This window comes from Rhodococcus sp. IEGM 1302, assembly GCF_030056935.1.
In the GTDB taxonomy this organism is placed as follows: Bacteria; Actinomycetota; Actinomycetes; order Mycobacteriales; family Mycobacteriaceae; genus Rhodococcus_F; species Rhodococcus_F qingshengii.
In genome coordinates, this window is record NZ_JASHKY010000036.1 from 32,355 (window position 1) to 40,232 (window position 7,878).

7 protein-coding genes are annotated in these 7,878 nt (G+C 64.2%); 1 reads left to right on the forward strand and 6 read right to left on the reverse strand.

The window, feature by feature from the left end; genetic code table 11:
• Positions 1-42: 42 nt before the first annotated feature.
• From purH to QM609_RS27105, 4 genes are all read right to left on the reverse strand, one after another.
• Positions 43-1,602, reverse strand: a complete 1,560-nt coding sequence (gene purH, locus QM609_RS27090; RefSeq protein WP_003946407.1) for a bifunctional phosphoribosylaminoimidazolecarboxamide formyltransferase/IMP cyclohydrolase — start codon at positions 1,600-1,602, stop codon at positions 43-45.
• Positions 1,595-2,314: a phosphoribosylglycinamide formyltransferase gene (gene purN / locus QM609_RS27095; protein ID WP_030534875.1), complete on the reverse strand. Its 720-nt coding sequence runs from the start codon at positions 2,312-2,314 to the stop codon at positions 1,595-1,597. Before purN ends, purH begins: the two co-directional genes overlap by 8 nt.
• 6 nt (positions 2,315-2,320) lie before the next feature.
• Positions 2,321-3,853 (reverse strand): cell division protein PerM, encoded by a 1,533-nt coding sequence (locus tag QM609_RS27100; RefSeq protein ID WP_050655577.1) that lies wholly within the window; start codon positions 3,851-3,853, stop codon positions 2,321-2,323.
• Between the two features lie 121 nt (positions 3,854-3,974).
• A complete protein-coding gene (locus QM609_RS27105) occupies positions 3,975-5,015 on the reverse strand; it encodes a DUF5336 domain-containing protein (protein ID WP_030534877.1) in 1,041 nt (346 codons plus the stop codon).
• An 86-nt stretch (positions 5,016-5,101) separates the two neighbouring features.
• Here QM609_RS27105 and QM609_RS27110 point away from each other — a divergent pair, with 86 nt between their 5' ends.
• Positions 5,102-5,737 carry an IMPACT family protein gene (locus QM609_RS27110; protein ID WP_003946418.1) on the forward strand — a complete coding sequence of 212 codons (636 nt, stop codon included), beginning with the start codon at positions 5,102-5,104 and terminating at the stop codon, positions 5,735-5,737.
• Between the two features lie 42 nt (positions 5,738-5,779).
• Here QM609_RS27110 and sucD read toward each other — a convergent pair whose 3' ends face one another.
• Both sucD and sucC read right to left on the reverse strand, forming a co-directional pair.
• Positions 5,780-6,682 carry a succinate--CoA ligase subunit alpha gene (gene sucD, locus QM609_RS27115; RefSeq protein WP_003946432.1) on the reverse strand — a complete coding sequence of 301 codons (903 nt, stop codon included), beginning with the start codon at positions 6,680-6,682 and terminating at the stop codon, positions 5,780-5,782.
• Positions 6,683-6,697: 15 nt separating this feature from the next.
• The gene (gene sucC, locus QM609_RS27120) at positions 6,698-7,867 is read right to left on the reverse strand and encodes an ADP-forming succinate--CoA ligase subunit beta (protein ID WP_003946426.1); all 1,170 of its coding nucleotides are present in this window, start codon (positions 7,865-7,867) and stop codon (positions 6,698-6,700) included.
• Positions 7,868-7,878: the final 11 nt, after the last annotated feature.

Below are 7,878 nucleotides of genomic sequence, written 5' to 3' on the forward strand. Positions count from 1 at the left end.
GAACTCCCGTTGAGGAGTCGAGGCCCGCTACCGAGGCAGGAGTCAGTGCGCGAAGTGGCGCGCACCGGTCAGATAGAGAGTGACACCGGCTTCCTTGGCTGCGGCAATCACTTCGTTGTCGCGAACCGAACCACCCGGCTGCACAACAGCCTTGACGCCGGCGTTGAGCAGCACCTGCAGACCGTCAGGGAACGGGAAGAACGCGTCCGAAGCTGCAACCGAACCTACGACGCGGTCACCGGCTCGCTGAACAGCCAGATGCGCTGCATCGACGCGGTTGACCTGGCCCATACCGACGCCGACGGACGCGCCGCCGGAGGCCAGCAGGATCGCGTTGGACTTCACCGAACGGCTGGCGCGCCAAGCAAATTCGAGGTCAGCGAGAGTCTCGGCATCGGCAGCCTCACCGTTGGCGAGGGTCCAGTTGGCCGGGTTGTCGCCGTCGGCGTCCAGGACGTCGCGCTGCTGGAGCAACGTACCGCCGGAGATCGGACGCAGTTCGATTCCGGTAGCGGTCGGAGCGGCTGCCTTCAGAACACGAATGTTCTTCTTACGCTGCAGAACCTCGACAGCTCCGTCTTCGTACGAGGGCGCGATGACGACCTCGGTGAAGATGTCGGCGATCTGCTCGGCCAGTTCGACGGTGACCTCGCGGTTGGCAGCGATCACACCACCGAAAGCACTGACCGGATCGCAAGCATGCGCCTTGCGGTGGGCGTCGGCGATGTCGGTGCCGATGGCGATGCCACACGGGTTGGCGTGCTTGATGATTGCGACGGCCGGATCAGTGAAGTCGTACGCTGCGCGCCACGCTGCGTCGGAGTCCGTGTAGTTGTTGTACGACATCTCCTTGCCGTGCAACTGCTCCGCCTGAGCCAAACCTGCAGGCGCAGCCGGGTTTTCGTACAGCGCAGCGTCCTGGTGCGGGTTCTCGCCGTAGCGAAGAACAGCGCTGCGGTTCCAGGTAGCACCGACCCAGGCCGGGAACAGCGAGCCGTCCTCGTCAGCGGCGATCGTGCTCGTCATCCAGCTCGCAACAGCGACGTCGTACGACGCAGTGTGCTGGAAAGCCTGCGCTGCAAGCACAGTGCGCTCACGCAAGGTGAATCCGCCACCGGCAACGGCAGTCAGGACGTCGGCGTAACGAGCCGGATCGACCACGACGGCAACCGAGGGATGGTTCTTGGCTGCAGCACGCACCATCGACGGGCCGCCGATGTCGATCTGCTCGACACACTCGTCCGGGCTAGCGCCCGAGGCAACCGTCTCGGTGAAGGGGTACAGGTTCACGACCACCAATTCGAAGGTCGCGATGCCGAGTTCCTCGAGCTGAGCGAGGTGATCCGGCTTGCGGGTATCGGCGAGAACGCCGGCGTGGACGCGCGGATGCAGCGTCTTCACACGGCCTTCGAGGCATTCCGGGAATCCGGTCAGAGCCTCGACCGGCGTCACGGGGATTCCGGCGTCGGCGATCTTCGACGCGGTCGAACCGGTCGAGACCAACTCGACACCGGCCTCGTGCAGGCCCGTGGCCAGCTCGATCAGACCACTCTTGTCGTAGACGCTGACAAGTGCACGGCGCACAGCCTTGCGTTCACTCACTGGGGATCACGGCCTTTCGTCCATCGGAAACCACTCCGCGCGTAGCAACAGCGGCGATGACGTCCGCCAACAACCGTCGCTCCACAATTTTGATGCGTTCATGCAACGAAGACTCGGTGTCGTCGTCATGCACCGGCACAGCTTCCTGCGCCAAGATCGGCCCGGTATCAACTCCGCCGTCGACGAGATGCACCGTGGAACCGGTGACCTTCACGCCGTACGCCAGAGCGTCGGGAACCGCGTGCGCGCCGGGAAAGGCAGGCAGCAACGCGGGATGAGTGTTGATGATTCGGCCGCCGAAACGCTCGAGAAAGCTGGGGCCGAGGATTTTCATGAAGCCTGCGCTGACCACGAGATCGGGTTCGTACTCGGCCACTGCTGCTGTCAGCGCCTCGTCCCAGGCGGCACGATTTTCGTAGGTCTTGATCGAGACCTTGAAGGACGGGATCTTCGAATCCGCAGCGTGCTCGGCGGCGAGGCAGTCACGATCTACACCGACGGCAACGATCTCGGCGGGGTATCCCTCGGCATGCGAAGCGTCGATCAGCGAAGTCAGCAGGGTTCCCGCGCCGGAAGCGAGTACGACTACCCGCGCGACCGAGTCGCGAAATTGGACCCTGTCGGGCATTGTCGGCTGCGGATTGTCGGCCGAGGCAGTCAGCGCACTACTCCTGAGAACTGGAAGATGATGCGGCCGGAGTATCGGCCGCATGACAGCCTAGTCGCTGGACTCCTGCGGCTTCGAGGGCAGGTCGGTCTCCGGCTCGGCCCCGGCTGTGGGGTCCGCCTCGGGTGCCGCGACAACCTCCGCGTCGACTACTTCGATCTCGACGGTTTCCTCTGTCACTACCTGCACGGGTTCGCCTGATTCTTCGACAATTTCGGCTTCGACGACCTTGGTCACTACCACCGCAGATTCCTGGGCGAGCACTTCGTCGGCGTTTTCGTCGTCCTCGCCATCCGTTGTGGCCGCGGCCGTGATCGCAAGTTCGGGCTCGGATTCTCGAGCCGCTTCAGCCGTCGGCGGCGCAACCTCGTCCTTCATGTGTCCGCGGTGTGAGAACCACATCGCGAACAGCGCCGAGACGGTTCCGAACAATCCCAGCCACGCAAAAGTCAGAAGACCGAAGCCCCACCACAGGACCTCGACGGTGCCGAACTGCCCGAGGTCTCCCCCCGCAGCAAGGGCAAGCAGAGCCATGACGACGCCGGCACCGGCAGCTGCCGTCAGCACTGCGAGCACACTGTCCTGCCCGGCGATGCGTCGAGCGCAATCGCGGCCGAGCATCACACCCACCGCAGCCGGAACGATCAACAGCACCGGCCAGATTCCGCCGGCGACGCCTTCCGGAACCGCTCCGAGAAGGGGCAAGGGTGGCAGATCTCCACCGATGTTGCCGAACACGCTGATGGAGACGTTTCCGAAATCGGCCGTCGATCCCGTCATCACCGCGGCTGCACCGACCACGAGGTTCGGCAGGTAGAGCAGCGACAACACCGTCAATCCCAGCACGCCGACAAACCCGTTGCCTCGTGCGAGTAGGTCACCGACCGTCGACCACGACACGAGTAGCGACACCACAACGGCCACGGCGCCCGCAGCCAGCAGCGCTGCCGACGCGGCCGCGGCCGGACGAACAGCGGCAGATGCCCACGGCGGAATCTCGGCGACGACGCGATCCCAGTGCGCAGCAGCAACACCGACGGACGCGGCGATCAGGTGAATCCCGGCGACCCAGCCGAAAGCGGCCAACGTGTTGGGGCTCGACAGCGGAATTGCCGCGGAGGCGTCGGCGACAACGGCGAGAGCGATTGCCGTGATAGTCAACGGCCCGGCTACTGCCGCCCCCACCAGGCGGAGGGTGTCGTCACGGGAGTCGGTGTGCACCGCAGTCGACGCGCATCGGCGTGCAACCACCCACATCATGACGGCCGTCGGAAGCAATGGCAGTACACCGAGTTGGACGCCGCTGATAGTCGCCGGCACCTGGTGGATGACCAACCAGGTGGTGGCAATGGCGCCGAAGGTTCCGGTCAGGTCGCTGCTCGCCGATACCAAAGTGACCACGACGACAGCCGCGATCAGCAGCATCGTCAGGCCCGACGGTCGGAAGGCGACGGTCAGCAGCTTGCGCGCCAGGTCCGGGTTCGGTCCCGGGCGACCGCCGCCGACGCGGCCGCTGCCAGTACGACCACGTCCGGGTCGTGAGGACGTGGGACGGGACCGGGTGCCATCAATCAAAGAACTCATCCCCTCGAGGGTTTCACTCGACAGTGCGCCGCGCACTCAGGCGCGCCGTCGGGCTCACGGAATGTGGCCTCCACCCGCAGCGGGTCGGAGGCCACATTCATGTTCGTGAAACGAAGAAGTACTACTGCTGACGCTCGTCGGGGTTCTGCGAGCCGAAGACCTTGGTCTCGGCCGCGGAATCGCTGCTGCCCTGGTCAGGTTCCGCAGACGGCGTCGGCGCTTCGAAAGTGGGCGGCTCGAAGCCCGTCGGCTGCTCGGTCGAGCCAGTCTGCTGCTGGTTGTACGGCTGGCCGTAACCGCGTGGAGCGGTGAACTGATCCGACGAGTAACTCGGGTTCGGCTGGCCACCGGGCTGAGAGGTCAGCGGATAGTAAGACGACGTCGTCGCGGCCGACGAGTCGGTCTGTCCGGGATTCTGCACAGGGTTCTGACCGTATGGAGGCGCAGTCTGGCCGTAAGGCTGCGAAGCGGTCGGGTCTGTGGGGGCGGCGTGCGCTCCCCCGTATCCCTGCTGCTGCGCCTGCCCGTACTGCGGATTCTGCTGGTACTGGCCCGGCTGCTGAGCCTGCTGAGGCTGGCCGTACTGAGCCTGTCCGTATCCCTGTGGCTGACCTGGCGCCTGCCCCGGCGCCTGGCCGTAAGGCTGCTGCTGACCGTACTGCTGAGCTACCGGTCGGGGCGCGGGCGCCTTCAGGATTCCGATCTCGAACAACAACGCGGCGACTGCGACGACGGTCTGCACGAACGAGAGGATCAGCACGATGATCAGGCCCCAACCGAGGCTGATGTCGACGTAGTCGCTGGTACCGACGGAGAACGCGGCGAACACCAAAGCGAAGAAACCCGTGAGGGTGAGCGCTGCGGCAATGCCTGCATACGACTGCTTCGGGAGCAGCGAGACGCCTGCGACCACACCGCCGGCGAAAACGAATCCGAGGCCGTAGATGCTCGATTCGAAGAAACTCGAACTGGTATCCAGGCCGCTACCGATGCCGCTGCTGCTTCCACTGATCGACGTGAAGGGCGCAAAACCGAGCAGGAAATTGATCAGGCCGAGTGCCGCGACGGCGATGAGCAGGATGAATCCGAGATTCTTGGTTCCACCGCCCGCTGCCGGCTGATTCGGTGGCCCGAAGCTGGGCCCTTGCGGCGTGAACGTCATGACTTCTCCTCGTAGACGGTCTTCGATGGTTACCAGCGTATGTGTCTCGACTTCGCACGCTAACACCGACAGGAGACAATGGGCAGATGCCCTTCACCCTCGCGCCCGGCGCCGACCACGTCGTCGAAACCGAGGTGAAGCACTCACGATTCATCGCCGCGCTTCACCGGGTAGACGACGCCGAAGCCGCCACGGAGTTCGTCGCGGAGCAGAAATCGCTGTATCCCGATGCGCGCCATCATTGTTCGGCTTTCGTGATCGGATACGAGGCGAACTCACGCGTCGAGCGTGCACACGACGACGGTGAACCGGGCGGCACTGCCGGGGTGCCGATGCTTCAAGTTCTCAAGTCTCGAGATCTGGTCGATGTGATTGTTGTCGTCACGCGCTATTTCGGCGGAATCAAGCTCGGCGCCGGTGGATTGGTCCGCGCGTATTCGGGAGCGGTCTCGGTGGCTCTCGATTCGGCCGAGCTTGTGGCCAGGGAGAGAAAGGTCCTGCGCACTTTGGCGATCCGGCACTCAGAGGCCGGTCGGGTGGAAGCGGAGCTGAGAGCGCGGGGCGTCTCGGTGCTCGGAACTACGTATGGATCGAAGGCGGTGATGACGCTCGCCGCCGGTGACGCCGACGATCTCGATTCGATCGTCGCATCCATCACATCCGGTGCCGGGCAGTTGGAACCTGCCGGGTCGATGTGGGTCGATACCACTGTGCGTGGTTAAGGAGTCCGGAGACTCCCTAACCACGCACGGGGGCGAAGCCCCTTACAGGGACTGAAGAATCTCGCGAGCGAGAGCAGCGGTAGCGGACGGCGTCTTGCCGACCTTCACGCCTGCAGCTTCGAGAGCTTCCTGCTTTGCCTGAGCAGTTCCCGAGGAACCGGAGACGATGGCACCGGCGTGGCCCATGGTCTTGCCTTCGGGAGCGGTGAAGCCTGCCACGTAGCCGACGACCGGCTTGGTGACGTTGGCCTTGATGTAATCGGCTGCACGCTCTTCGGCGTCGCCACCGATTTCACCGATCATCACGATGACCTTGGTCTCGGGATCCTTCTCGAACGCCTCGATGGCGTCGATGTGGGTGGTTCCGATGACCGGGTCGCCGCCGATGCCGATGGCGGTGGAGAAGCCGAAGTCACGGAGTTCGTACATCATCTGGTAGGTCAGGGTGCCCGACTTGGAGACCAGGCCGATGGGGCCGGTGCCTGCAATGTTGGCGGGCGTGATGCCGACGAGGGCCTCACCCGGGGTGATGATGCCGGGGCAGTTCGGTCCGATGATGCGCGTCTTCTTGCCCTTGGACTCGTTGTACGCCCAAGCGTAAGCGGAGTCCTGAACCGGGATGCCCTCGGTGATGACCACGAGGAGCGGGATCTCCGCGTCGATGGCCTCGACGATGGCGTCCTTCGAGAAGGCCGGGGGAACGAATGCGATGGAGACGTCTGCGCCGGTCTCCTTGATTGCCTCTTCGACCGTCGCGAAGACGGGGAGCTCGACAGGGGAACCGTCAGCTGCAACGTGCGAGACCGTGGTGCCGGCCTTGCGAGCGTTGACGCCGCCGACGACCTGGGTGCCGGCCTTGAGCATCAGAGCGGTGTGCTTGGTGCCCTCGCCGCCGGTGATGCCCTGGACGATGACCTTTGAATCCTTGGTGAGGAAGATTGCCATTGTTCTGTGAGTCCCTTACTTCGCTGCGTGAGCGAGTTCGGCGGCCTTGTCGGCGGCCTCGTCCATGGTTGCGACGACCGTGACCAGCGGGTGGTTGGCCTCGGCGAGGATGCGACGACCCTCTTCGACGTTGTTTCCGTCCAGGCGAACGACGAGCGGCTTGTTGGCCTCGTCACCCAGGGTCTTCAGTGCGCCGACGATGCCGTTGGCAACTGCGTCACACGCGGTGATGCCGCCGAAGACGTTGACGAACACGCTCTTGACCTGTGCATCGTTGAGGATGACATCCAGGCCGGCAGCCATGACTGCAGCGGAAGCTCCGCCGCCGATGTCGAGGAAGTTGGCGGGCTTGACGCCACCGTGGTTCTCGCCGGCGTATGCGACGACGTCCAGCGTGGACATGACCAGGCCTGCGCCGTTGCCGATGATTCCGACCTCACCGTCGAGCTTGACGTAGTTGAGGTCGTTTTCCTTGGCCTTGAGCTCGAGGGGATCGGTAGCGTCGCGATCCTCGAATGCCTCGTGGCCGGGCTGACGGAACGCTGCGTTCTCGTCGAGGGTGACCTTGCCGTCGAGGGCGAGGATCTGATCGTCAGGAGTACGAACGAGGGGGTTGACCTCGACGAGGAGTGCGTCTTCGCCGATGAAGACCTCCCACAGCTTCTGGATCGTCACGGCCGCTGCGTCGAGCACCTCTGCGGGCAGCTTTCCTGCCTCGGCGATGCTGCGCGCGAACGCGAGGTCGACGCCCTTGACTGCGTCGACGGGGATCTTGGCGAGAGCGTCGGGGTTCTCCTCGGCGGTGACCTCGATCTCGACGCCACCCTCTACCGAGCACATGGCCAGGTAGGTGCGGTTGGTGCGGTCGAGCAGGAAGGAGATGTAGTACTCCTCGGCAATGTCACTTGCCTCTGCGACCAGCAGCTTCTTGACGACATGGCCCTTGATGTCCAGGCCCAGGATTGCCTCGGCGTTTGCCACTGCGGCATCCACGTCGGGCGAGTACTTGACGCCACCGGCCTTGCCGCGGCCGCCTACCTTGACCTGTGCCTTCACCATCACGGGCTTACCGATTTCTTCGGCAATCTCGCGTGCGCCGGCGACTGTGTCTGTAACACGTCCAGCCGAAGTCGGCACTCCGTGCTTGGCGAAGAGTTCCTTCGCCTGGTATTCGAAGAGATCCATCTGCTCACCGT